At 61.1% G+C, this 23,195-nt stretch carries 19 protein-coding genes; 1 reads left to right on the plus strand and 18 read right to left on the minus strand.

All coding sequences use genetic code 11. The features are described 5' to 3' along the window. Positions 1 to 2 precede the first annotated feature (2 nt). The 16 genes from mscK to BN1124_RS05600 all read right to left on the minus strand — a co-directional run bounded on the left by mscK (position 3) and on the right by BN1124_RS05600 (position 19,035). Complete coding sequence (gene mscK, locus BN1124_RS05530; RefSeq protein ID WP_042639909.1) at positions 3 to 3,317, minus strand: mechanosensitive channel MscK; 3,315 nt, start codon at positions 3,315 to 3,317, stop codon at positions 3 to 5. 148 nt (positions 3,318 to 3,465) lie between these two features. Beyond that, on the minus strand, positions 3,466 to 4,878 hold the full coding sequence (gene pykF / locus BN1124_RS05535) for a pyruvate kinase PykF (protein WP_042639912.1): 1,413 nt from the start codon (positions 4,876 to 4,878) through the stop codon (positions 3,466 to 3,468). A 414-nt stretch (positions 4,879 to 5,292) separates the two neighbouring features. Next, positions 5,293 to 6,423, minus strand: coding sequence for a ribosomal protein uL16 3-hydroxylase (locus BN1124_RS05540; RefSeq protein ID WP_042639914.1), 1,131 nt, complete (start codon positions 6,421 to 6,423; stop codon positions 5,293 to 5,295). 174 nt (positions 6,424 to 6,597) lie between these two features. Further along, a complete protein-coding gene (gene purB / locus BN1124_RS05545; protein ID WP_042639916.1) occupies positions 6,598 to 7,968 on the minus strand; it encodes an adenylosuccinate lyase in 1,371 nt (456 codons plus the stop codon). A 36-nt stretch (positions 7,969 to 8,004) separates the two neighbouring features. After that, on the minus strand, positions 8,005 to 8,613 hold the full coding sequence (gene hflD / locus BN1124_RS05550; RefSeq protein WP_033130329.1) for a high frequency lysogenization protein HflD: 609 nt from the start codon (positions 8,611 to 8,613) through the stop codon (positions 8,005 to 8,007). A gap of 97 nt (positions 8,614 to 8,710) precedes the next feature. Next, complete coding sequence (mnmA, locus tag BN1124_RS05555; RefSeq protein WP_042639918.1) at positions 8,711 to 9,817, minus strand: tRNA 2-thiouridine(34) synthase MnmA; 1,107 nt, start codon at positions 9,815 to 9,817, stop codon at positions 8,711 to 8,713. A gap of 158 nt (positions 9,818 to 9,975) precedes the next feature. After that, complete coding sequence (locus BN1124_RS05560) at positions 9,976 to 10,443, minus strand: NUDIX hydrolase (RefSeq protein ID WP_042639920.1); 468 nt, start codon at positions 10,441 to 10,443, stop codon at positions 9,976 to 9,978. A gap of 26 nt (positions 10,444 to 10,469) precedes the next feature. After that, positions 10,470 to 11,435: a pseudouridine synthase gene (locus BN1124_RS05565; protein ID WP_042639922.1), complete on the minus strand. Its 966-nt coding sequence runs from the start codon at positions 11,433 to 11,435 to the stop codon at positions 10,470 to 10,472. 104 nt (positions 11,436 to 11,539) lie between these two features. Beyond that, entirely contained in the window at positions 11,540 to 12,307 is a 768-nt protein-coding gene (locus BN1124_RS05570; RefSeq protein WP_042639923.1) for a PTS sugar transporter subunit IIA, read from the minus strand. Then, positions 12,308 to 12,613, minus strand: coding sequence for a PTS fructose transporter subunit IIB (locus BN1124_RS05575; protein ID WP_042639925.1), 306 nt, complete (start codon positions 12,611 to 12,613; stop codon positions 12,308 to 12,310). Positions 12,614 to 12,823: 210 nt separating this feature from the next. Next, positions 12,824 to 14,230, minus strand: a complete 1,407-nt coding sequence (uhpT, locus tag BN1124_RS05580) for a hexose-6-phosphate:phosphate antiporter (protein WP_042639927.1) — start codon at positions 14,228 to 14,230, stop codon at positions 12,824 to 12,826. Between the two features lie 435 nt (positions 14,231 to 14,665). Beyond that, positions 14,666 to 16,570 carry a fructose-specific PTS transporter subunit EIIC gene (locus BN1124_RS05585; RefSeq protein ID WP_042639930.1) on the minus strand — a complete coding sequence of 635 codons (1,905 nt, stop codon included), beginning with the start codon at positions 16,568 to 16,570 and terminating at the stop codon, positions 14,666 to 14,668. 623 nt (positions 16,571 to 17,193) lie between these two features. Beyond that, the gene (locus BN1124_RS21640; protein ID WP_231553602.1) at positions 17,194 to 17,484 is read right to left on the minus strand and encodes a GNAT family N-acetyltransferase; all 291 of its coding nucleotides are present in this window, start codon (positions 17,482 to 17,484) and stop codon (positions 17,194 to 17,196) included. Between the two features lie 90 nt (positions 17,485 to 17,574). Then, complete coding sequence (locus BN1124_RS20680; protein WP_082041434.1) at positions 17,575 to 17,841, minus strand: hypothetical protein; 267 nt, start codon at positions 17,839 to 17,841, stop codon at positions 17,575 to 17,577. A 278-nt stretch (positions 17,842 to 18,119) separates the two neighbouring features. Continuing rightward, a complete protein-coding gene (locus BN1124_RS05595; RefSeq protein ID WP_042639932.1) occupies positions 18,120 to 18,383 on the minus strand; it encodes a hypothetical protein in 264 nt (87 codons plus the stop codon). Positions 18,384 to 18,591: 208 nt separating this feature from the next. Further along, entirely contained in the window at positions 18,592 to 19,035 is a 444-nt protein-coding gene (locus BN1124_RS05600) for a CopD family protein (RefSeq protein ID WP_042640861.1), read from the minus strand. A gap of 522 nt (positions 19,036 to 19,557) precedes the next feature. Between BN1124_RS05600 and BN1124_RS05605 the strand changes: the two genes are divergently transcribed. Next, positions 19,558 to 21,873, plus strand: a complete 2,316-nt coding sequence (locus BN1124_RS05605; RefSeq protein ID WP_042639934.1) for an Ig-like domain-containing protein — start codon at positions 19,558 to 19,560, stop codon at positions 21,871 to 21,873. An 82-nt stretch (positions 21,874 to 21,955) separates the two neighbouring features. Here the strand turns inward: BN1124_RS05605 and BN1124_RS05610 are convergent, their stop codons facing one another. Then, on the minus strand, positions 21,956 to 22,753 hold the full coding sequence (locus tag BN1124_RS05610; protein ID WP_042639935.1) for a hypothetical protein: 798 nt from the start codon (positions 22,751 to 22,753) through the stop codon (positions 21,956 to 21,958). A 107-nt stretch (positions 22,754 to 22,860) separates the two neighbouring features. Continuing rightward, positions 22,861 to 23,151, minus strand: coding sequence for a hypothetical protein (locus tag BN1124_RS05615; protein ID WP_042639936.1), 291 nt, complete (start codon positions 23,149 to 23,151; stop codon positions 22,861 to 22,863). Positions 23,152 to 23,195 lie beyond the last annotated feature (44 nt).

Genomic DNA, 23,195 nt, shown 5'->3' on the forward strand with positions numbered 1-23,195 from the left:
AGTCAGGCTGATTTGTTGCCGGGGGGCAGGGCCGGGCGAGATTCCACCCTCTGCTCATCCCCTTGCCTGTTCTTGATGTGGACATCCATCTGGTTGAACGCGATATCGATGTTGTGTTCACGGAACAAGACATCTATCCGACGGTTCAGTTCATCGATGGCCGGGTTGCGATCGCCGAGCTCGCTCACGAAGAAGCGCAGCTCGTGATCCAGGGTGCTGGCGCCGAAGGTGAGGAAGTAGACGATGGGAGCCGGATCCTTCAACACCCGGCTGTTCTCCATGGCCGCCTGCATCAACAGCTTGCGGGTCAGCTCCAGATCGGAACCATAGGCCACTCCGACCCGGGCGATGACCCGGGTGACGGTGTCGGACAGCGACCAGTTGACCAACCGCTCTATCATCAGCTGCTGGTTCGGGATGATCACCTCCTTGCGGTCGAAGTCGGTGAGGGTGGTCGAGCGGATGCGGATCTTGTTGACCGTCCCCGAGATGGTGCCGATGGTGACGGTGTCGCCGATCCGCACCGGGCGCTCGAACAGAATGATGATGCCGGAGATGAAGTTGGAGACGATCTGCTGCATGCCGAAGCCGATACCGACCGAGAGACCGGCGGCCAGCCACTGCAGCTTCTCCCACTGGACTCCCAGCATGGCCAGCGCCGTCAGGCTGCCTATCCCGATCAACGCATAGTTGAGCATGGTGGTGAAGGCGTAGGCGGTGCCCTGGGCGAGGCGCAGCTTGGAGAGCACCAGCACCTCCAGCAGGCCAGGCAGGTTGCGCGCCAGGGACAAGGCCGCGCCGAACAGGAACAGGCCGGTCAACACATCGCTCAGGCTGACGGGGAAGAGCACGGCATTGGCGCCGGTGCCTTCACTCTTGTGCCACAGCACCACGCTGTCGAGGTAGGTGAAGACGGCGACCAGATCGGACCAGAGCCAGTAGAAGGCGACGCCGAACACCAGCAGTAGCATGATCCGGGTCAGGCGCAGGGACTGCTGGCTGGCATCCTCCAGATCCATGGGCTGCTCTTCGATGGCTTCACCCCCTTCCGCATCCTCCTGGGACTTGTGCTCCCGCTTGGCGACGGCGCGGCGATAGGCCAGGCGGCGGGCCGCCAGCTCAAGACCGCGCAGGGCGGTGCGATAGACCAGGCCCCAGATGATGATGAGGTAGAAGGATTCGATCAGTCGGCCGGTCAGCTTCAGAGCGGTGTAGTAGTAGCCGAGCGCCGCCAGCACCATGAGCGCCAGCGGGGCCAGCGCCAGGGCGACCGCGGTCAGGGTCTGCAGCATGCTGGCCTCGCCCTTGATGCGGGCGCGGGAGATGGGCAGCACCAGATAGGCGGTCAGACCGAGCAGCAACAGGGTCAGGGCCTGCCCGATCACGTCGTTGCCAAGAGACGAAGGTTCTACCACGGCCTTGGTAGACAGCATGATGAGCGGCAGCAGCGGCAACCAGAGGTAGCGCATGCTGTTGCGCTTGGCTTGCAGCTCGGCCCGTGGCAGGCGGAAGTGGGACTCGCCAATGCCGCCGGGTCGCATCACCGACAGGTAGACGCTGAACACCAGGTAACCCATGGCCAGGTTCAGGGTGATCTGGAAGATGAGCTTGGGGCTCAGCAGACCGCAGTAAGTCAGCCAGAGGCCGGCGGCCAGGATGAAGAGGCTGCCGGGCAGGCGTTGCAGCACGGTATAGAGCAGGGCGCGCGGGGTATGCCACTGGCTATCCTGGCGGAAGCGGCCGAGATCCTTAGCAATCTTCTTCTGGCGCTCGAGTATGGTCGGGCGCTTCCACAGCAGCAGACCGCCGACCAGCAGCAGCGGGAAGGCGAGCAGGGAGACCGGCAGCAGCATCTCGCCCCAGCCGCTCCAGTCGGGCTTGAGCACCCAGTCGGAGGCTTGCTTGTAGGCCTGAGTGGGCCAGTTGATGAACCACTTGCCATCGATGGGCTTGTTGCTGCTGACCCAGAAGATGTGCTGTTGCAGGGTGAATTCGATGGAGGCATAGACCCGGGTCAGCTGCTGCTGGGTCAGCTGCAGGCTGATGGCATTGGTCAGCTGGCTGTCGAGCTGGCGGTTGAGCTGATCGAGCAGGTTGATGCGGGTGTCGAGCAGCTTGGCGAGGCTGGCCTTGTCTTCCTCGCTGACCGGCTCGCTGCTGCCGGCGATCAGGTTGTCCAGGTACTGGGTCTTCTGGAACAGCTGATCACGCTGCTGGCTCAGTTCGAACTGGGCCAGGTGCAGGTCGGCTATCTGCTCCTCCAGATTCTTCACCAGGGTGGAGGGGGCGGCCTCCAACTGCTGGTAGAGCTGATAGAGGATGCGCGACAGCAGCAGGTTGCCCTTGAGCATCTGCACCTGTTCGTTCAGGTTGCGCTCGGTCTGGGTGCCACGCTCCAGCCAGCTCTTGGCCTGCAGGTTTTTTTGCGCGAGGGAGTTGAGGTTGGTGGTGGCGGCGATCAACTGCTGGCTGAGCTGGTAGTTGATCTCCTGCTCTTTTTGCACCAGCGGGTTGTCTGCGGTGGTCACCAGTTCGCCGGTCTGCTCAGCGGTTTTCTCGGTGTCGCCGAGGCGCTTGGCGCTGCTCTGCTCTTGCAGTGCCAGCAACTTCTGCTCTTCGCTGGCGAGGCGCGCGCTCTGGTAGTCGCGCTGCTTGACCACGAGATCCTGCATGCTGGTACGGTTGTCCAGCTCCTTTTGCAGGTTGGCCAGCTGCAAGTCCAGCAACACCAGCTCGGTATTGAGCTTCATCTTCTCGGCACTGCTGATGCTGTCACCTGAATTCAGGCGGCTGCGGATCTCCTGGCTGCGCTGGTAGGCACGGCTCATGTTGGCCTGGGCCCGCTCGGGCAGGGTCTGCAGGCTGGTGATCTGGCTGCCGATGGTGCCGAGGGCCTCCTGGGCCTCCTGCAGGTTGGCCATGATCTCGGTCTGGCGACTCTCCAGCTCCGCCAGGCTCATGCTGGCGTATTCGCTCTTGAGCTGTTCCGGGCTCTTGCCCTGGCTGAGACCATCGAGTTTGGCACCGATCTCTTTGAGCTCGGCGGGCAGGGTGCGCAGTCGCTGGGTCTGGGCCTTGGCCTTGGCCTGCTCCTTCTCGATGTTGTCGAGCAGGCTCAGGGTGTCGGTCAGCAGCTTCTGATCGGCCTGCTGATTGACGGTGAGGGTCTCCGACTTGCCGAGCGCATCGAGCGCCCGCTGAACGGCAGCCCGTTGCGGTACGTCTTGTGCCATGGCCTGGGGGGCACAGAGGCTGATGAGTAAACAGAGCAGCGGCAGCAGGGTGGCCGAGGCTCTTCTGAACTGTAGTGAGGGCATAAAACGTCCGGGTTATTACGCGAAATTCGGGGGCTTTCCCACTGGGGGGGAAATTCGCGTGGATTCTAACACCGGCTGTAAAAGCGAAGCAGGGGGGCGGATAAAAAAAACGGCGCCCGCAGGCGCCGTTTCATCGGTTCAGGACTGATTACAGTACGTGAACGGAGGCGGTGTTGGTCGTGCCGCTCGGTACCAGGGCACCGGATACCATGACAACGACATCACCCTTCAGACCCATGCCGCTGGCCAGTGCCGCTTCTTTACCGATGCGATAGAAATCGTCGGTAGAGGCGATGCTGTCAACCACGTGAGCCATCACACCCTTGGTCAGAACCAGCTGGGCAGCGGTCTTCTTGTTGGTGGTCACGGCCAGGATCCAGGCTTTCGGGAAGTACTTGCGAATGGCCTTGGCAGACTTGCCGCCTTCGGTGGCAACCACGATCAGCGGGGCATCCAGCTTCTCGGAGGTCTCTACCGCGCCTTTGCAGACGGCTTCGGTGATGCGCAGCTTGTTGCTGTCGTTGGCAGCAGACAGGTTGGACGGCATCACGGCGTCGGTGCGCTCGCAGATGGTCGCCATGATGGTCACGGCTTCCAGCGGGTATTTACCCTTGGCGGACTCACCGGACAGCATGACTGCATCGGTACCATCCAGCACGGCGTTCGCCACGTCGCCAGCTTCGGCGCGGGTCGGACGCGGGTTCTTGATCATGGAATCCAGCATCTGGGTGGCGGTGATGACCACTTTACGTGCCTTGTTGCACTTGGAGATGATCATCTTCTGGGCGAAGATCACTTCTTCAACCGGGATTTCCACACCCATGTCGCCACGGGCGACCATGATGCCGTCGGAAACAGCCAGGATCTCGTCGAAGTTGTCCAGGCCTTCCTGGTTTTCGATCTTGGAGATGATCTGGATGGCTTCGCCACCGTTGGCTTTCAGGTGCTCACGGATTTCCAGAACGTCTTCTTTCTTACGGATGAAGGAAGCAGCGACGAAATCAACGCCTTGCTCGCAACCGAAGACGAGGTCACGCTTGTCTTTCTCGGCCAGGGCCGGCAGCTTGATGGAGACGCCCGGCAGGTTGACGCCCTTGTTCTCGCCCAGATCACCATTGTTCAGCACCTTGCAGATGACTTCACGTTCGGTGATTTCGATGACGTCCAGACCGATCAGGCCGTCATCTACCAGGATGCGGTTGCCGACGCGCAGGTCGCTGGCGAAGCCGGCGTAGGTCACGGCGACGGTGTCTTTGTTGCCAACCACGGTCTGGTCGGTGGTGAAGGTGAAGGTCTGGCCAGCGACCAGAGAGACATCGTTGCCACCTTCCAGCTTCATGGTACGGATTTCCGGACCCTTGGTATCCAGCAGAATGGCTGCGCGGGTGCCGGTTTCGGCCATGACTTCACGCAGGTTGCTGATACGGGTGCCGTGCTCGGCGTAATCACCGTGGGAGAAGTTCAGACGCATGACGTTCATGCCGGCATCCAGCATCTTGGTCAGCATTTCTTTGGATTCGGTCTTGGGACCGATGGTGCAGACGATTTTGGTCTTTTTCATGGGAGTCTTCATGGTTAAGGAGTTTCCGCCGAGCAATATACACCAGTTTTTGGATACTTTTTATGATCCAGAAACAACGTTTTGAGCTAAAACCGCCTCAATTTACAAGATAACGTTTTCGCTCACTGTTGATTTTAGGGGCTAAAATAATTGGTTTCCCAGATCTCAGCCCATTTGGTTCCCATCTCTCGAGCACCTTGGCTTCGAACGGATGTTGTTAAATAACCAACAACGACGTCAGGGTTGAAGGGGGCCAGACGGTTTATGGCCGAGCCGCACCAAGTGTAGTGAGGGGACCGTCGGTTGCCAGCGGGAGGGGCATAAAGGGCATTCGTCGAGGGAAAAAAGGCGCCGCTGTCACCAGCGGCGCCTCTCATTTAAATGACCGGAAGTGGATGATACGGCGGCTTGGGATCAGCCGAAGAACCAGTAGCCGCGGTTGACCAGTCGGGTCAGCAGTTGCAGGAAACCGGCCTGATCGGCGAGCTCCACCATGTCGACCTGGGTGATGATGTCCTTGTCACACAGAAGCGAAATGGCGGCCGCATCTTCACTCTGCAGGGTCCAGGCTTCGCCGTCGATGTAGCACTGTTGGGCGTCGCCGCTGAACCAGACGGAGCGCAGGCCCGGCACCTTGATGGCGGGCTCGCCCTGGGTCAGCAGGTCGGCGATCTCCTCGGCGCTGTAGTCAGGCTCGACCGGGTTCACGTCCAGATCGTGCTTGGCCTCGGAGATCATGGTGCCGAACCACTCCTTGAACAGGGTCTCATCGTCTAGGGCCTGCTGCATCAGCTCCCGCAGGCGGTGCATCTCGTGGGGCAGGATCTCGCCGTGACGGGCGCGGGGCTTGAGGTCAGGATCGCCATAACGCTCGGTGCGCACCTCGTTGTCGATCAGGTGATCGGCAAAGGAGGAGATGAGCGCCTTGGCGTCCGGTGCGCGGAAGCCCACCGAGAAGTTCAGGGACGGCTCGATGGCGTAGCCCTCGTGGGGGAATCCAGGCGGGATGTAGAGGATATCGCCCGGCTCCATGATGACGTCGATGATCGCCTCGAACGGCTCGCAGTGCAGCAGGGCCGCGTGGGCGGCGAACTCGCTGCGCGGCGTCGCATCGCCGACCCGCCAGTGGCGCTTGCCCTGACCCTGGCTGATGAAGACGTCGTAGTTGTCGATGTGGGGGCCGACACCGCCGTGGGGAGTGGAGAAGCTCACCATCACGTCGTCAAAGCGCCAGCCCGGGATGAACTGGAACGGCAGCGCCAGCTCGTTGACCTCGGGGGCCCAGTGGTTGCACGCCTGCACCAGCACTGTCCAGTTCTCTTCCCCCAGGTGATCGTAGGATTCGAAGGGGCCGTGGGTAGCCTCCCACTTGCCGTCGAAACGGGTCACCAGGCGGGATTCCACCACCTCTTCCATGGCCAGACCCGCCAGTTCGTCCGGGCTGATGGGATCCTGAAAGTCGGTGAAGCCACCCTTGATGAGGAGCGGGCGCTTCTGCCAGTAATGTTCGAGGAAGTGAGCGATATCCAGATTCAGTTCGTACATGGTTCTTCTCGTCAAAAGGTCAGACAAAGTTAAGAGAGGTCTTGCCCAAGGGAGCTGCCGGCCTTGGGCAAGGCCTCTTTATGTATGGCAAAAAGCTTGGCAAACGGTGTGGCAGTCAAAAATAACAGGGGCCCTGCGCGTATCACAGGGCCCCTGTTGTATCAGGCTATCGGCTTACTTCAGCAGATCCACCAGACGCTGGGCCTGACCGATATAGTTGGCCGGGGTCAGTTTCTTCAGCTCGACCTTCACCTCCTCGGGCAATTCGAGGGTGTCGATGAAGGTACGCATGCCTTCGGCATCGACGCGGCGACCACGGGTCAGCTCCTTGAGCTTCTCGTAGGGCTTCTCGATGCCGTAGCGGCGCATCACTGTCTGGATGGGCTCGGCCAGCACTTCCCAGTTGGCATCCAGATCGGCGGCCATGGCGCCGGCGTTGGCTTCCAGCTTGGAGATCCCCTTCAGGGTCGCCTGATAGGCGATCAGGGAGTAGCCCACCGCCACCCCCAGGTTGCGCAGCACGGTCGAGTCGGTGAGGTCACGCTGCCAGCGGGAGATGGGCAGCTTGCTCGCCAGATGCTGGAACACGGCGTTGGCCAGACCCAGATTGCCTTCGGAGTTCTCGAAGTCGATGGGGTTGACCTTGTGCGGCATGGTGGAGGAGCCGATCTCGCCCGCCACTGTGCGCTGCTTGAAGTGACCCAGGGAGATGTAACCCCACACGTCCCGGTCGAAGTCGATCAGTATGGTGTTGAAGCGGGCCATGGCATCGAACAGCTCGGCGATGTAGTCGTGCGGCTCGATCTGGGTGGTGTAGGGGTTCCAGGACAAGCCGAGGGAAGTCACGAACTGTTCGGAGAACTGGTGCCAGTCCACTTCCGGGTAGGCGCTGACGTGGGCGTTGTAGTTGCCGACTGCGCCGTTGATCTTGCCGAGGATCTCCACCGCCATGATCTGCTTGTACTGGCGCTCAAGGCGGTAGGCGACGTTGGCCATCTCCTTGCCCATGGTGCTCGGGGTGGCGGGCTGGCCGTGGGTGCGTGACAGCAGCGGCATGTCGCGGTACTCATGGGCCAGGCGCTTGAGTTCGCTAATCAGCTGCTCGCAATAGGGCTTGATCACCTGGTCGCGGGCGGTCTTCAGCATCAGGCCGTGGGAGTTGTTGTTGATGTCTTCCGAGGTGCAGGCGAAGTGGATGAATTCGGAGATGGCGGCCAGCTCCGGGTCCACTTCCACCTTCTCTTTGAGGAAGTACTCCACCGCTTTCACATCATGGTTGGTGGTGCGCTCGATCTGTTTGATGCGGGCGGCGTCACTCTCGTTGAAGTTGCTGACGATGCCGTCGAGCAGGGCGCTCGCGGCCGCGCTCAGGGCAGGGACTTCCGGGATCCCGGCGTGGCTTGCCAGTTTTTGCAACCAGCGTACCTCGACTTCGACGCGAAAACGCAGCAGGCCGAATTCGGAGAAGATAGGGCGCAGGGCATCGGCCTTGTCGCCATAACGACCGTCAATCGGGGAAACAGCAGTCAGCGCGGACAGCTCCATGGGGTGAACTCCTGATGTGTGTGGGGGGTTAGAAACTTAGAAACGTTTGGCCAATTCCACCATCTTCTTGCGAGCGAAGATGATCTGGGTGCGGCTGCCGCCAAGCTGGCGCCACAGCACGCAGGCACGGATGCCCGCCAGCAACAGGGCGCGCACCTTGTGCTGCACCAGCGGCTGTTGCAGGAACAGCGGGGTGCCCGCGATCTGGATGCGCGGCCCTATGGGGCTGATGAGATCGCTGTAGATGCTCGCCATGTTGGCCAGGATCTGCTCGTCGAGCAGATCGAAATGCTGTTGCTGACGGCCGATCTGCCCGATCCGCTCCCCCAGCATGTTGAGGATGTCCTTGCGCTTGGCGAGCTTGCGCTCCAGCGCAATCAGGCTGACCACGTAGCGGGTCAGCTCGGCGTTCTTCTGGTTGCTGGTGCCGAGTTGCTCCACCAGGGCGCGGTAGCCGTCGCGGATGGCGAGGTGGCTGCCGAACACTTCCAGCGGCTGCTTGGGATTGGTCACCAGCACGCTTTGCAGGCTCTCGCGCAGGGAGGCCTCGTCGCAGCTGCCGTCGCGGGCTACTTTTTGCACCAGATAGGCCGCCTGGCAGATGCCGGCAAAGGCCATGGTTCTGTCTTGAAATTTATCGCTCATAAATTCATGGCCCTGTCTTGTTCACTCACCGGCTGGCTGCAGCCCGGTGCTGGATTACTGACGAAGGCCGCGCATAGGGGCGGCCTTCGTTATTCATTTACACCGGGTGGCTGAAGCGCTGCTCTATGATGCCGCCGCCCAGGCACTCTTCCCCGTCGTAGAAGACGGCGGACTGGCCCGGGGTCACCGCGGCCTGCTTCTCGTCGAAGATGACCCGAATGGTCTCATCGTCGATGGGCTGGATGAGGCAGGGAATGTCTTCCTGGCGGTAGCGAGTCTTGACGGTGCAGCGGCGCGGCGCGCGGATCGGGGTGCGATCCACCCAGTGCAGCTGGCTCGCGATCAGGCCGTCGGAGTAGAGGCGCGGATGCTCGCCCTGTGCCACTACCAGCACGTTGCGCTCCACTTCCTTGTCCACCACGTACCAGGCCTCTTCGGTAGCGTCTTTGCGACCGCCGATGCCAAGGCCCTTGCGCTGGCCCAGGGTGTGATACATCAGGCCCTGGTGCTCGCCGATCACCTTGCCATCCACGGTTTCGATGGGGCCGGGCTGGGCGGGCAGGAATTTCGCGAGGAAGTCCTTGAACTTGCGCTCACCGATGAAGCAGATGCCGGTGGAGTCTTTCTTCTTGGCGGTGATGAGATCGAGCTGCTCGGCGATGCGGCGCACCTCCGGCTTCTCCAGATCCCCGACCGGGAACAGGCTCTGACCGACCTGAGTTTCGCTCAGGGTGTAGAGGAAGTAGCTCTGATCCTTGTTGCCATCGAGACCGCGCAGCAGGCGCGGGCGGCCGGTGCTGTCGTCACGGCGCACATAGTGGCCGGTGGCGATGTAGGTGGCACCCAGCTCCTCGGCGGCAAATTCCAGGAACGCCTTGAACTTGATCTCCTTGTTGCACAGGATATCCGGGTTCGGGGTGCGCCCCGCCTTGTACTCGGCCAGGAAGTGCTCGAACACGTTGTCCCAGTACTCGGCGGCGAAGTTGATGGTGTGCAGCTTCATGCCCAGCTTGTCGCAGACGGCCTGAGCGTCAGCCAAATCCTGGGAGGCAGAGCAGTACTCGTCCGTGTCGTCTTCTTCCCAGTTCTTCATGAACAAGCCTTCGACCTGATAACCCTGCTGCTGGAGCAAGTAGGCCGAGACGGAAGAATCCACGCCGCCGGACATGCCGACGATCACCTTGATTTGGCTGTTGTCTGTCATTAGTCGAAGTTACCAGTTCGTTTAAACGGGGCGTATTCTACCAGAATTTCGCGCCCTCGGTCACATATCCCTGCGCAGCTTCCCTTGCGGGGAAGGACGGCAGGAAATCGTTTTTCTTGTCTCGGCCCCATCACCTGCAAAAGAGCGTCCAATGGCTCTTAAATGAAGGCTTTGAGCGCCGACAGCGGCAGGCGAGTGCCCCCCAGATAATCCTGGATGCACTGCCACACCAGCGGGCTGCGCAGGGCCGGTTTGCACTCGGCTATCTCGTCCAGGGTGAGCCAGTGGCAGGCCAGGACGTCGCCGTCGGGATCCTCTGGATGGTGCTGACCCGGCGCCTTTTCAAGGTCGAAGATGACGGCGGTGCGCACGAAAGTGGCCTCGCTGTCCGCCGGCTTGAACAGATAGACCCCTAGCCAGGCGCTGGGGGCGGCGCTCAGCCCCGTCTCCTCATTCAGCTCGCGGCAGGCGGCCTCAAGCAGGTTCTCGCCAGGCTCCACATGACCGGCGGGCTGGTTAAAGCGGCGCTGGCCCGCGATCTCCTCTTCCACCAGCAGGAAGCGGCCCTGCCAGTGCACCAGGGCGGCCACCGTCAGGCGGCTCTGCAGGGGTGGGTGATCTGTCATAAGGACTCCTTGTCTCTTGCTGTTATTCAGGACTGGTCATTGCCGTTGCGAGCCGGACGACGGGCCGTGCCACGGCCGGCGCTGCGGGGCTTGCCGTCCGCCGGTTTGGCGGTATGGGATGAGGCGAGACCGCGCTCGGCGCCATGGGGCCTGCTATGTGGCGTTGCGCCAGCAGCATCTCGTGTTGCTTTTGGCCTGTTTTGATTGCGTAACTTGTCGTCAATCTTATTGTTTGCAGTCGATTTCACCGTCCGATCCGGCGTTCCTTGGCCGTCCCGGCGCGATGCATTGGCGCGCGATGTATTGGCACGGGAGAGCGCGGCCAGCTCGGGGACGGGCAGGGCACGGCTCTGGCCTGGGGTCAGGTCATCGAGATTCCAGTCACCGATGGCGTAGCGGATGAGGCGCAGGGTCGGGTGACCGATGTGGGCCGTCATGCGCCGCACCTGGCGGTTGCGCCCCTCCACTATCTTGATCTCCAGCCAGCAGGTGGGGATCTCCTTGCGCTCGCGGATGGGGGGATTGCGCGGCCAGACATCCGGCTCTGCCATGATCCGCGCCCCGGCGGGCAGGGTCATGCCGTCGTTGAGCTCGACCCCCGCGCGCAGGCTGGCCAGCGCCGCCTCGCTCGGCACGCCCTCTACCTGCACCCAGTAGGTTTTGGGGGTCTTCTCCCCCGGCTGGGTGAGGCGGGCCTGCAGCTTGCCGTCGTTGGTGAGCAGCAAGAGCCCCTCGCTGTCGCGGTCGAGCCGGCCAGCGGCATAGATGCCGGGCTCAGAAATGTAATCCTTGAGGGTCTCGCGGCCGGCCTCGTCGGTGAACTGGCACAGCACCATGTAGGGCTTGTTCAGCAGCAACAGCTTGCGATCCGCCGGCGCCAGATCCGGCTTGCGCTCCGTGCCGCTGGCCGGACGGGCCTGCTGGATGCGCGGCTTGGCTGCCCCCTTGTCAGGATGCTGGGAGAGGGAGATACGGGGACGGGCAGATTTCATCGCATGCACACCAAAAGCAGAGGATGCGCGATTGTATCACAGGGGGATCGGCTGGCGGATGAACGAACCCGGCTCACGGGAGCGCAAAATGTCGATGAGCCTGCTCAGCTCAGCAGGCCTTCGATGACGATGGCCTGTCGGGCGGGGGAGGAGCTGGCGTGCAAGAGCGCCATGCTGACCGTCTCGTCCATCAGGGCGCGGGCCAGCCGGGTGAGGGGGCGCAGTTGCTCGGGGGCGAGCCCGCCTGGGATCGCCAGCAAGATGATGGTCTCCACCGGCCCCATGGGAGAGCCCCACTCGATGGGCTCGGCACTGCTCAGAAGCGAGAGAGAGGGCTGGCGGATGGCGGGGCAGATCACATGGGGCATGGCGAGCCCCGGCCGGATGATGGTGGCGGCGAGCTGCTCCCGTGCACCAATGGCCTGCTCCAGCGCGGGCCTGTCGCGCACCAGCTCCCCCGGCAGCAAGTCCACCAGCACCCTCAGCGCCAGGGCCTTGTCGAGGGGGGCGTTGGCGTGGCCGAGTTGGGCGAGGGAGAAGCAGTAATCGGGCAGGGCGAGGCCAAGGCGCTGCTCGGCCTGGGCGGCGGTGGCGGGTCGACCGAGGGGCTGGCCCAACTCCCCGCACCAGCAGGTGAAGGCCATGTGGGCGAGCTCCGCATCCAGCCCCTCGATCAGCAGCTGGCAGAGATCCCCGGGCTGGGTGGCCAGGGTGAGCAGGGCGAGCTGGTTGGCCGCTCCGACGCTCTGGCGGCGGGTCACGTTGACGAACTGGATGTGGGCCTTGAACAGCCCGGCCAGTCGGCAGAGCTGCTTGGCCTGGGTGATGGTCAGGCCCTGGCGGCAGCAGAAGGTGAGCTCGCGGCGCAGCATTTAGGCGCCGCTGATGGACGCTTTGAGCACGGCGACTGCGTCGATCAGCACGGCTTCCAGCGGGACCTGGCGCAGGGGGCAGCCGAGGAAGCGCTCCTTCTGCTCTATCTCGATATCCGAGGCGATGAGCACCAGATCGGCGGCGGCGATGTCCCGGGCGGTCAGCACGTTCTCCAGCCCCATGGCGCCCTGGGTCTCGACCTTGATCTTCAGTCCCAGCTTGTCGGCGGCTTTTTGCAGCGCCTCGGCGGCCATGTAGGTGTGGGCGATGCCGGTGGGGCAGGCGGTGACGGCGAGGATCTTCATGGGCTCTCGAAGCAAATTGAAGTGGGGCAACAAGATAGCGCCAAGGGCCTGATTTTGCCAAAGGTGCGGGCGAAAAGTGGGATCTTGGTGGCGCACTGGTGCCGCCTTATCCAAGGCTCGGCCCCGTTTGTGGATGATGGCGTCAAGATAAAAAAACGGCCCGCCACAGGGCGAGCCGAATGCACACTACGGAGTGAAACTCTTTGTCTATCAGGCGGGCTGGGTCGCCAGCTCGGCGGCTTTCAGCTCGCGCTTGATACGGCGGATCTTGCGCTCCTCGGCCACGGCCACGCAGGCCATCAACACCAGGCAGGCGGCGGCGGCCATGTCCAGCGCCGCGAAGGTGCCGTCCCAGCCGGTCAGGCCGAAGATGGGGGTGCCGTCGGCGATCATGCCCAGACCCAGCTTGGCGAAGCTGTCACCGATGAGGTAGGCGAAGGTGCCCTTGACCCCGTCGGCCACGCTGATGCCCTGTTTCGGCACGAAGCCCACGGCGGCGACGCCGATCAGCAGCTGAGGGCCGAACACCAGGAAGCCCAGGGTGAACAGGGAGCCCAGGAACATGAACTGGGTGGTGGCGTGCTGATAGAGACCCAAGGTGGCGATGATCAGCGCCAGTGCCACGCAGGCCACCAGACCGCGGCGACCGTTCGCCAGATCGGAGAGGTAACCCCACATCAGGGTACCGACCAGGGCGCCCACTTCGAAGAAGGTAAAGCCCTGGATGGCAATCTCCTTGGAGAAACCGAGCTCCTGGTGGGCGTAGACGGTGGACCACTGATCGATGCCGATACGCACCACATAGAGGAAGATGTTGGCGAAGCAGAGCAGCCAGATCACCTTGTTCATCAGCACGTACTTGACGAAGATCTGGCCCTTGGTGAGCTTCTGCTCCTCGGTGGCGATGTCCTCTTCGCTGGCGACCTCGTCAAACAGCTCCTCCACCTTGCCAAGGCCATAGGCCTCCGGCGAATCGTTGCCAAAGCGCAGGCCGATAAAGCCGACGATGAGGGCGATGATGGACGGGAAGATGAACATGCCGAGCACGTTGCCATCGAACAGGTAGTTGGCACCGAACAGCGCCACCCCGGCCGCACCGGCGCCGCCCACGTTGTGGGAGAGGTTCCACATGCCGAGGTAGGTTCCGCGCTTGTTGCGGGGGGTCCACTTGGTGATGGTGGAGTAGCTGCAGGAGCCGCCACAGCTCTGGAAGAAGCCGCTCAGGGCATAGAAGAAGATCATGAAGTAGAGGCTAAATCCGGTGCCGCCCATGCTGGCGCTGAAGCCCAGCATGCAGAGGGCGGAGAGGATCAGCATCAGCGGCAGGAACTGCTTGGTGTTCTTGCCGTCGGCATAGTAGGAGACGATGGTCTTGCCCACCCCGTAGGTGATGGAGAAGCCAAGGCCTATCATGCCGAGCTCGGTCATGGAGAGACCGTACTCCTGGATCATGTCGTTCTGCGCAATGTTGAAGTTCTTGCGGATCAGATACATGGTCAGATAGCCAATAAATACAACCAGATAAGATTGCATAAAGGGCTTGAACCAGAGCTTGCGCCGGGCTTCGACCGGCAGGTCCAGGGTGGGGACCCGGACCTGTTGGAGCAATTTCAACATCTTCGTTCATCCTCTGCGAGATAGACGGAATTTCCGCCGCGCCCCTCGTTTATTCAGTGGTTGATGCTTCAACCGGTTATAAGAGGTCACGCCACGGAAAGGCCAACGGGGAAGCAGGGCTGCCCAGTCGATTGAACCTGTGCCCGGCACCTTGCGTCTGCGAAGGGGCGGGTCACTACATCAGGTGGGACGACTGTAATGAGGTGCCGCCGGGAGGGCGTGAGAGCCATCCCTAGGGGAGATAGGAAAATTTCCTAGTTTGGCGGGATCTGGCCGCGAAGTGTGAAGGGGATCACGGGATGGCTGGTCGATAAGCGGGTCTGTGTGTTGTGGGAGGGAAGCTGCACGCCTCGGCGAACAGGCACTAGAGGCAATAAAAAAGAGGCCACCCTGGGGTGGCCTCTGGCGATCTGTGAGAAGCGATAGGTGAGAACCTCAGGCGGCCTTGGCCAGCGCGGTTTCGTCCGTCTTCTTCACCCGCAGTTTTTTCAGGGCAACCGCCACCACGCCGGTGACGATGGCGCCACAGATCATGCAGAGCAGGGCCAGCAGCGGCTTGTTGACGGCACCCAGCAGGGCCACGATGGGGCCACCGTGGGCCACGCTGTTGGTGATGCCAAACAGGAAGGCCATCACGGCGGCTGTCATGCTGCCCAGCACGTTGGCCGGAATGACGGCGAGCGGGTCACGGGCGGCGAACGGAATGGCCCCCTCGGAGATCCCCACCAGGCCCATGGCACCGGCGGCCTTGCCTGCCTCGATCTCGGAGGCATCGAAGATCCCCATCTTGCGACCGAGCACGGTGGCGAGCGACATGCCGAGCGGCGCGGCCGGGATGGCGCAGGCCATGGCCCCCATGAACTGGGTCTGGCCGGAGGCTATCATGCCCACCGAGAACAGGAAGGCCACCTTGTTGACCGGGCCACCCATGTCAAAGCCCGCCATGCCCCCCAGCACTATGCCCAGCAGCACCAGGCTGCCGCCGCTCATGGAGAGCAGCATGGCGTTCAGGCCTGTCATCATGTCGGCTATGGGGGCACCGATGATGAAGATGAAGACGGCGGCGATAAACAGCGACCCGACGATGGGGGCGATCAGGATGGGCACCAGCGGCTGCACCATCTTGTGGTACTGGCGGGTGGCAATCCAGCGCACCAGATAACCGACCAAGAGGCCCGCGATGATGGCACCGATGAAGCCGGTACCGGCGTCGGCACCGTAGAAGCTGCCGTTGTTGGCAATCCAGCCGCCGATAAAGCCCGGGGCCAGGGCGGGGCGATCACCGATGGCGTAGGCGATGTAACCGGCCAGGATGGGGATCATCAGGGTGAAGGCGGCCACGCCCACGTTGAGGATCTGGTTCCACATGCTCCCTGCCGGGATCTGCATGCCGCTCGGGGTCGGATCCCCGCCGATGGCAAGCGCCAGGGCAATCAGCAAGCCCCCCGTGACCACGAAGGGGATCATATGGGAGACGCCGTTCATCAGATAGCGGTAGAGATCGGAGCTGCCGCCCGCGCTCTTCTCCTCGCTCTTGCGCTCATCCTTGTCCGCCACGTAGGCGGGGGCCTTGAGCGCCTGCTCGATCAGTCCCTTGCCATCCTTGATGGGGGCCTTGACCCCGGTCTTGATCAGCGGCTTGCCGTTGAAGCGGGCCATGTCCACCTGCTTGTCGCAGGCGACGACGATGGCGCTGGCGCGGGCAATTTCGGCCGCGGTCGGGCTGTTCTTGACGCCGATGGAGCCGTTGGTCTCCACCTTCACCTCGTAACCCAGCTCCTTGGCGGCGCGTTCAAGTGACTCGGCGGCGAGATAGGTGTGGGCTATGCCGGCGGGGCAGCCGGTGACGCCGATGATGAAGCCCTTGTCGGCAGCCGGGGCGGCTTGCTCCTCTTTCTTCTCGAGCAGCAAGGCCAGCGCGGCGGCCGGGGTCTTGGCGGCCAGCAGTTTGGCGATAAAGCCCTCTTCGATCAGCTTGGCGGAGAGCTCGGCCAACACCTCGATATGGTGGTTGGCGCCACCGGCCGGGGAGGCAATCATGAAGAACAACTTGGAGGGCTTGCCATCCTCGGCGCCGTAGTCGATGCCGGCGCGGCTGATGCCGATGGCCACCGCCGGGGTGCTCACCGCGGCGCTCTTGGCGTGGGGCAGGGCAACGCCCTCCTCGAAGCCGGTGTTGTCCAGCGCTTCCCGGGCCCACAGATCCTGGATGAACTGCTGCTCATCGCTGACCTTGCCCTGGGAGACCAGCAGGCGAGCCATCTCGCTGAAGACCTCCTCCTTACGGGTGGCCTTTAAATCGAGCGCGATCAGCTGCTCGTTGATAAGGGTGGTGATCATGGTGTTCTCCCCGCTCCTTGCTGGAGCCTGTTGGCATCGCTTCCCGGGTCGAATCCCGGGACATGCAGACAAATTTGACCCTCTTATTATGGTGGGAGCATGGTCATCGCCCTATCGGACAAAACTGCGAAATACTGGATATTTGTGCGCTTTAACCCTGAGTGTGATCCGGATCTCAACGCAGGATGGTCAGTGAAATGGGTGAAGCCTGAGTTACAGGCTACTTTATTATTCATATAAATCAGTTTGTTGTGTTTTATGATGAGAGCCTTACCCCACCATTTCCTGATCTTCAGTTGAGCAAATGGAATACAGGTTTCTGTAAATTTGTGAGGTCGATATGTACGCTGGGATGTGAGCCGGCGCACATAAATGGCCGTCATGGGGGGAGAAGAGGGGAGAGCGAGGTGGAGAAAAGTCCTGGGCCATCGGAGGAATGGCCATATGGATGGCGGGTTAGAAATAGGTTGGCGGCACAGCTGAATAGTGCGGGAGCCCAAGAGAGGAGAACATGCAATCACCACTCTGGATGCGCCTGTACCCCAGCTTCTCGTAGTAGTGATGGTCGATATCCGCATGCAGAAAAGTCGCGACTGTATTGGGAGCACTCAGGAGCATGTCTGTCACACCGCGCAGCAGATGGGAGCCAAACCCTTTCCCCTCATCGCCGGGTCCGTTGCCAGGGAGCCGATACCAACGCAGCCTTGGCCGAGGCCAAATTGGTTGCGGTAGACGATAAGGGACGAGACGGGCCGCTTATCGACAACCAGCAGAAACCAAACACCCGACTGGTATTTTTTACTGCGTTGGCAGCTTGCGAGATATTCAGTTGGCGCAAGCGCACCACCCCAGGCATCAAACCCCATCCAGTAGATGGCATCCAGCTCATGGTGGCCGGCTTTTCTTATTTGCATCAGCTATTCACTCCGTCGTGAGAATGGCAGCGTAATATGCTGTATTTGTGCTCCCTACGATGCTCGATGCTGCTATGGTGTTCTTTCTCTTTATTCGCCGCCAACCCTGTTATTTTCCCCTGATTTCTTTCGAATGTTCATCAAGTGATGGAAAAGCCATGTTATCCCCGCATAAACAGCGGCAGAGAAAACAATGACCAGATAGAGGCGACCGGCCGCTGGCGAGAACAAGTCCATATGAAAATCTTGCCGGATAAATTCAGGGATCAAGCCGACAGGTACCGTAATGGCTAGACCGGATTTAAAGGCAGAAAGAAACACCCTTTGAGGTGCTTGAGCCGGCTCATTTTTACCCATAACAATCTGTTACCGTTTTTGACAAGGAAGGATGGTGACTCGAAAAAGTAGGGGCCATCCGTTTTGAGATTTTTTGGTCAACCTTGGGGCCATTTCTTTCAGATCCAGTCTGCACAAACGCCAGGGGAAGGTTGAACCTGAGAAGCCCTGCATATTGAATCCCTCTCCAAAAATGCTTTGTGAGGACCATGGGTTCGATTTGCGCAGCGTAATTTGCTTTCTTCTGACTCAACTCAGGCGAGCCAGTCGTTCAGTGGTGCGCTGCTTTGGTTCCCGACTCAATACTCGAGAAACTTCTCGCCGCAACGCTCGCAGATAAGATGCCGTACATTAGTAGTCTGATAGGCCAGGGTCTCGCCAAATGCCCAGTTGGTGATGATGCTGGCACGAAAGGCTTGCCAGAAGGCCTTGCGCGGCTCCTTGGGCATGATGTCCTGGCTGTGGTCGCGGGGGACCAGCACCACCAGATGGTGGGTTTTGACCCCGCACAGGTTGCAGAGGTGGATCTCACTCTTTTCGCTCGGTTCACTCTGGGCTGTCATGGCCGTATTCGCTCTCGATGTGGATGGCGAGCCCATCATAATCTTTTCCACTTGGCTCTCAACTCCCCGTTCAGGGGCTGTGTCACGGCCTAGCCGGCTTGGGCGGTGTCGGGCTCAACGATTCAGCCCACCCGGCAGAACTGGGTGGGCTGAAGCCGGGATGCTTATGCCTGGGAGCGGGTATCTCAGTCCTACTCATGCTCGCGCATCAATAAAACCATCCAGTTCTAAATGAAACGCCTGTGATGACAAACAGGATGGAGATAATGGTCACCGGGACAATATGCCACGCCATGGTGGTGAGGTTTTTCTCGGACAGATTTGGAATGACGCGAAACCTCGCACTCAGTGCGAAGCAGAGCGTCAAGGTCAGCAGCAACAGCTTCAACAGGATCGGGTGGGTGAGGGGATTGGAGAAGTCCAGCCACAGGCTGAGATCCGGCAGCATTCGGTAAGCCAAAAACAGACCCGTTATCACCTGAATGATGAGCGCCGGCATGCCGATCTTTTCGTAAACAGACTCGAACTCCAATAACCTGGTGGGGGAGCGCTCTCTCAATACTTTTGGCAGTACGACCACCGACAGCACTATGTGGCCACCGGTCCAGATCGTGGCCGCCAATATATGTAACAACAGTGCCAATCCGTACATCATTCCCTCCGGTGATCTCTGTCTAGCTGTCTTTCATGAACCACCGCATCAGTCACCGGGGCATCCCATCTCATGGGGGAGCGCAGAGGTTGCAATGGGCTGGCATCCTGTTGGGATGACCCCATGGGCATTAGCGACCCTGTTTGGCCATCGGCTAAAGATGTTAACCAATGGCATGATTTCGCAAAACCGAATGCTGACTAAAAGCTGTTCAAGATCAATAAATAACTTCTGGGTGGGCGAGCTTGGTCGTTGCGGGCGGGCCATGGGATCGGAGGGCTAGGCCCCCGCCACCGCACTCATGGTCGCCGGGCCGATCTGGTTGAGAGGGGTCGGCTGCCCAGGATCCCCGGACTGGTCTGTCCTTATCTCCTTTCTTAACCCGCTCTGAATGCGCCGCGACTTTCGATGGACGGCGGCAGGGCCCATTGCTCTACTCCGCGAAAGAGTCAAATTGCTGCCGCGACAGGCAGCCCCGGTTCATGAGTTGTGAGCCGGATCAGGGAATGAGTGGGAGTAGTGATGAGTTTGCGCAAGTACATGATGATAGGGCTGGCGGCGCTGGCGCTGTGGGGTTGTGGTGATGACGACGAGGAGAGCGGTGCATCCGGTGACGGGCATCCCCTCTCTTCCCTGCACGTCAGCCCGGGGAGTGCCAGGGTGCCCGTCGGCTTCGAGCAGCAGTTTCAGGTCATGGCCGTTTGGGATGACGGCATGGTGCAGGATGTGACGCCGCACCCCAACATCGCCTGGAGCAGCAGCGACAGCGCCGTGGTCACCATAGATGACGATGGGCTCGCCAAGGGCATCAGCCCGGGGACGGCGCTCATCACCACGACCGGCACCGCCAACGGCGAGCCCTATAGCGCCACCGCCACCGTGGAGGTGATCGACGTTCAGGTGACCGAACTGCAGGTCACGCCGCCCGAGGCGGTGGTGCCCCTGGGGCTGAATCAGGGGTTCGTGGCCGTTGCCACCTTCTCCGACGGGGTGTCGCGGGAGGTGACTCAGGCCTCGGCGCTGAGCTGGCGCAGTCAGCACGAGGAGATAGCCACCATCAGCAACGCCGCCGATCAGAAGGGGGTTGCCACCGGGGTGGCGGCGGGCAGCACCACCATAGAGGCCATCGGCAGCGCCAACGGCGTTGAGTTTGGATCCTCGGCGCAGTTGGAGGTGACCGACACCAAGATCACCGGGCTGGACATTCAGGCGCCGACGGGCCCGCTGCCAGTCGGGCTGAGCGCGCAGCTGCACACCTTTGCCAGCCTGTCGGACGGCAGTGCTCCCATCGAAGTGACCGGGCACGAGGCCCTGAGCTGGAGCAGCACGGCCCCCACGGTGGCCAGCGTCGACCCCACAGGGGTGGTGACGGGGCTCACGGCAGGCAGCGCCGATATCATGGCGAGCGGCACCCTCAATGGGGCGCCGCTCGATGCGACCGAGCGGGTCGAGGTGAGCCAGGCGACCATCACTCGGCTCAGCCTGCAACCGACGGATGGGATCGTTCCCGTCGGCCTGCAGACCCAGTTCACCGCCATCGCCCATCTCTCCGATGGCGGCACCCTCGAGGTGACCCAGAACCCGCTTCTCCACTGGGTTAGTAGCCACCCCGACATAGCCAGCGTCAGCAACGCGGAAGGCAGCAAGGGGATGGTGACGGGCCAATTGGCGGGGGTGGCCAACATCACGGCCAGCGGGGCCGTCTCCGGCGTGCTCTTCACGGCCACGGCCGCGGTGACCGTCTCCTCGGCCGTGGTGACCGGCCTGGCTATCTCGCCGGAGAGCGCCTCGGTGCCCGTGGGGGCCAAGCGCCCCTTCCAGGCCATGGCGACGCTGTCGGATGGCGGCACGCGGGAGGTGACCCAGGATGCGGCGCTCTGGTGGCACTCCGACGATCCCGCCATCGCGGCCATCAGCAATGCCGAGGGCAGTCGCGGTGAGGCCACGGGACTGGCCGAGGGGACGGCGATGATCTCGGCCGAGATGGCCGGAGTGAGTGCCAACCCGGCCAGCCTGTCGGTGGTGACGGCGGCGGATCCCATCCTGGTCGAGCCGCTGCACAAGCAGATCGCCTCGCTGCAGCTGAGTCCGGAGGAGTTCGCGTTCTGGAACCGCACCGGTATCAACTCGCCCGAGGGGCAGGCGGCGCTCAAAGATCTGACCGGCCTGGTCTATGCCCAGTTCCAGGACGAGTTCGACTTCATCACCGTGGTGATGAACAACGATGAGGTGCCTTCTGGGATGCCGACCGGCGAGTACACCCATATCAAGAACGATGTTGGGGGTATCGGCCTTAATATGTTCGATGGCACGGCCAATTTCGGCTCTGACGGCAAGTTGCAGGGCATCTACTTCCTCTACAAGAAGAAGTACCTCTCCACCTCCACGTACGGCCCTATCTTGCACGAGATGGCCCACCGCTGGGCGAACTGGGTGGTGCCGAGCAGCTATCCCGGTCACTGGGGCAACGAGCTGGGTATCGTCGGACAGCTAAACGACGTGGCCGCCAATTTTGCCGAGATCGAGCTCTATCTGATGGGGCTGATGGATGCATCCGAGATGACCGATCCGGCCAGCATCAATGCCTACGACCTGATCCCGGAGGATCAGAAAATCAGAACACCGAGCGCCGCGACCTCGCAAAAAGAGTTCCGGACGCTGCTGCTGGTTCTGTCGGAGGCACCGCTCACCACCACCGAGATCAAAAACTATAACGACGGCGCCACCCTGCTGGTACGCACCGACAACCCGACCCAGCAGGGCACCAACTTCCACAAGATGACGAAAGGTCGGGGTACGCTGCTGGTCGGCGACCTCGATACCCTGACCAAGCCATAAGCTCCTGGCTGCTGCCCGGCGCGGGCAGCGCATATATGGCGGGTCTATCCTGAGCCGCCGGATCCCCCCTTAGCGGGCCGCCTTAATGGTGGCTCGCGTCGTTTGGGGTGGCCTGTTCTGGCCGATAACGAGTCTGTTCAATTTGATCGTGGCGCAGCAGCAGGGTATCCCCCTCCTTGAGGCGATAGGCGCAGTGAGTCGCGTTGCAGGCGATGCGAATATGGGGCTCATCCCCCAGCAGGGGTGACTGGCTATGGGCCTCGCTCTCTGGCCAGTTGCCTTGCTCGAGGAGGGTGATCTGGCTGCGGGCCAGCTCTTCGCCCACGGGCTTGGTGTATTCGGATGCCCAAACAACCAGCAGGGGAGGAAGAATAAAAAGTGCAAATTTTAAGTAAGTGCTTTTTAGCCAAATCAAGCAATTAAAGGTAAAGGGGGCCGGATAGTTGTGAGCGATTTTTCCTCCCTGCAGCACTATGGGGAGCAGAACAAAAAAGCGAATAACCCACCAAGAGATCGCCAGTCGCCACTTCACTTTGAAAAAGAAAAATGTGAGTACAGCGAACAGCCCTCCAACTGTCATCACCAGAGGAAATACATAAGGTAAGAACAGTTTGAGCAGCAGATAAAACCCGTAAAACAGAGTGACGTCCGCTGGCTGAGAGAATTCGGTATCTTCGAGTCCGAACTTGCTCAGATAACCGTGGTAGTAACGCATCCCCACAAAGTACACAGCCGCCGTCAACAGTGGGATGAGTGCGCACAGGACGCCGACGAAACTCAGCATTCCTCCTTTTTCCTCATCCTCACTTTTGGTTGCCCGTAACTCTTGCAGATGCTTTTTAAGCCATTTTCGCTTCAGGGCTGTTAAATCTTGCGCCATTGCTCCCGTCCCTATTAGCCCGAGTTCACCGGGTCATGTCCATATTGTCGCGGATTCGAGTTCCAGCCTCAGCCATATCGATATGACTAGCGGATGTGTACGGTTGTTTACCTGGGCTCTTGGGTGCGAAACAGCACCTTGCCGCAGGCGAGACAGGTGTGACGATAGCGATGATCGGGCCAGCCAGTTTGAGGATGGCCGACCACCTTGTCCGAGCCACAGGCGCAGCAGTGGGCACCCAGCTCATCATCGGTGGCACATTCGGGATGGGCGCAGAGGTACTCGGTGCGAGTGGGCAGGCGCAACCAGTCAGGATTGGCGTGGCGCCTGTCCCAGAACCGCACGGCATAGAGGGTCCCTCCTATGGCGAACAGGCCAAACAGTAGTAAGAGATCCATCGATGACTCCGGTTGGGTGAAAAGGGGATTGGCACTTAGGTGGC

It is taken from the genome of Aeromonas eucrenophila (genome assembly GCF_000819865.1).
Classification (GTDB): domain Bacteria; phylum Pseudomonadota; class Gammaproteobacteria; order Enterobacterales; family Aeromonadaceae; genus Aeromonas; species Aeromonas eucrenophila.